General features: G+C 38.0%; 2 protein-coding genes and 2 pseudogenes. All 4 read left to right on the top strand.

Features of this window, described 5'->3' with window-relative positions; all coding sequences use genetic code 11:
* Positions 1-221, top strand: a pseudogene (locus tag WBN20_RS13875) (amino acid permease); the annotation flags it as partial.
* A 150-nt stretch (positions 222-371) separates the two neighbouring features.
* Positions 372-1,352 (top strand): sugar phosphate isomerase/epimerase family protein, encoded by a 981-nt coding sequence (locus WBN20_RS13870; protein WP_424282121.1) that lies wholly within the window; start codon positions 372-374, stop codon positions 1,350-1,352.
* Between the two features lie 35 nt (positions 1,353-1,387).
* Complete coding sequence (locus WBN20_RS13865; protein ID WP_424282120.1) at positions 1,388-2,044, top strand: 3-keto-disaccharide hydrolase; 657 nt, start codon at positions 1,388-1,390, stop codon at positions 2,042-2,044.
* 65 nt (positions 2,045-2,109) lie between these two features.
* Positions 2,110-2,432 (top strand): annotated as a pseudogene (locus WBN20_RS13860) (hypothetical protein); the annotation flags it as partial.

The raw sequence follows: 2,432 nt of genomic DNA, 5'->3' as shown, positions 1-2,432 counted from the left end.
CTGTTACAGGGGTGTTTGTGTTGCGAAAAAAAAAGCCTGCATCACCGCACTTTAAGGCCCCTTTTTATCCTTTGCTGCCTGTCATCTTTATCCTGTTTAGTATTTGGATATTTGTTTATCTGATAATTGATAAGCCTTTGGAAAGTATGATTGGACTGCTTATCCTGGCCATTGGAGTACTTACTTATTTTATCAATAAAAAAATTTCCAAATCTTCCTGACTTCGTAATTTTAATTTCTGTTTAAGCATAAATTAGTTATCTTAATCCTCTTGGTAATCATTACTTACCTAATAGAATATACCTGTTTTATTAAAAGATCTTCGGTGACCAGATAAATTGGTATGGAATATCCAAATAAGCAGCTGAATAATGAAAAATAAAATTTCGAGAAGAAAAGCGATAGCTACAAGTCTTAAAGTTTCACTGGCGGCAATTGGGGGATATGCCTTTAAAGGAAGGGAGCAGGGTCAACCTTACTTTGAAAACACTTTATTAAATAAGAAACTTCCCATAAGAATTAGTCTCAATACCTCTACATTATTACATTATAAATTGGATGTTGATGTACAAATAGACATGGTAGCCGATGCAGGATTCGATGGTGTTGAATTGTGGATGCGGGATATAATGGCATACCTGGAAAAAGGTGGTACGAGTGAACAGTTAAAAGGAAAATTAGTAGAGAGGGGGCTAGTCCTGGAAAATATAATAGGCTTTTCCAAATGGTGCAGTGATGATCCTGAAGAAAGAGTAAAAGCGTTGGAACAATTGCGAGAGGAAATGATGATTATTGCCGGGATGGGTGGAAAATTTATTGCAGCCCCTGTACAGGGAATTGAATCTTTAGATAGAAACAAATATGATGATTACGCCGAACGATATAATGCTATACTAAAACTGGGAGATAAAACAGGGGTAACTCCAATACTTGAACTTTGGGGTATGGGAGCCTTAAATAAAGTGTCAGATTGTGCTCAAATTGCTATTGCGACCGGGCACCCAAAAGCTACAATGCTTCTGGATTTTTATCATGTATATCGTGGAGGGAATGATTGGGATACCGTGGATATTCTGAATGGGAAAAAATTACCCGTTATTCATATAAATGATTACCCTTCGAGTCCTTCTTTTGACCAGCTAAAAGATTCGGACAGGGTATTGCCCGGGGAAGGTGTATGTCCTTTTAACGAGCTTATCCCAAAATTATATGAAGCAGGTTTTAGAGGTGGTTTTTCGGTTGAGCTATTTAATAAAGAATATTGGGCAACCATGGATGCTGAGACCATACTGAAAAACAGCTATGAGAAGACCTATGCAATTGTTGAAAAGGCGCTGGCAAGGACCATTTAAAAATTTATACAATCACAAATTAAATTAAAAACATCATGAAACTTAGTTTTAAATACATCATTATCTTCCTTCTGGGTTTTGGGAGTTTTGTCCCGGTTTCCGGGCAGGAGACAAAAAATGACGCGGGCAATGAGTGGATTTCCCTATTTAATGGTAAAGACCTTGAGGGTTGGAAAGTAGGTGTAAACGCTTCTACTTTTACCGTAGAAGATGGTGCAATAAAAGTTGCCGGTGAAAGAGCCCATCTGTTTTATGCAGGAGACGTGGAAAACCATAATTTTGAGAACTTCGAATTTAAGGCGAGGGTGATGACCAAACCCGGGGCAAATTCCGGGATTTATATACATACCAAATATCAGGAAGATGGATGGCCCACCTATGGTTATGAAGTCCAGGTAAATAACTCACAAGGCGATTGGAAACGTACCGGAAGTCTGTACGGTATTGTAGATATAATAGAAAATTATGCGTCAGATAATGAATGGTATACAGAATATGTGAAAGTGGAAGGCAAGCGTATTATTGTAAAAATAAATGATATTGTGGTGGTAGATTACACTGAACCAGCGAAACCTTTAAGGGAGGGAGAAGGGGTATACAGAGTAATTAGTGCTGGTACTTTTGCGCTTCAGGGGCATGATCCTGGTAGTATAGTTTTTTATAAGGATATCATGGTAAGGCCTTTGCCATGATTCTCCCATAAATATATGAATTAAGGCCTGTTTTTAGTCATTTAGTAAATTAATCAACCAAACCCATGAAAAAAACTCTAAGTTATTTAAGTATCATTGTCTTTCTTCTGCTTCTTTCAAATTGTGGCGATAAAAAATCCGAAGAGGAATCGGCCGATAAAAAGGACCGCAATATGTTCGGGCATTATATACCCCGTGGAATAACCGTAAACTCCGAAAACCTTAGTCCCGGTTATATCATGTTTCCTGTCCCTAATTCTGCTTCCACCTATCTTATCAACAGAAAAGGAGAAGTAGTGCATGAATGGAAAGGTAATTACGGCGTATTTAACCCTTATCTCATGGATGATGGTTCTGTTGTGATTGGCGCGAACGACCCTGATTATCC

The organism is Eudoraea sp., from assembly GCF_049665975.1.
Classification (GTDB): domain Bacteria; phylum Bacteroidota; class Bacteroidia; order Flavobacteriales; family Flavobacteriaceae; genus Eudoraea.
The sequence above is the reverse complement of the archived record's forward strand: the minus strand, read 5'-3'. Positions and strand labels throughout refer to the sequence as shown.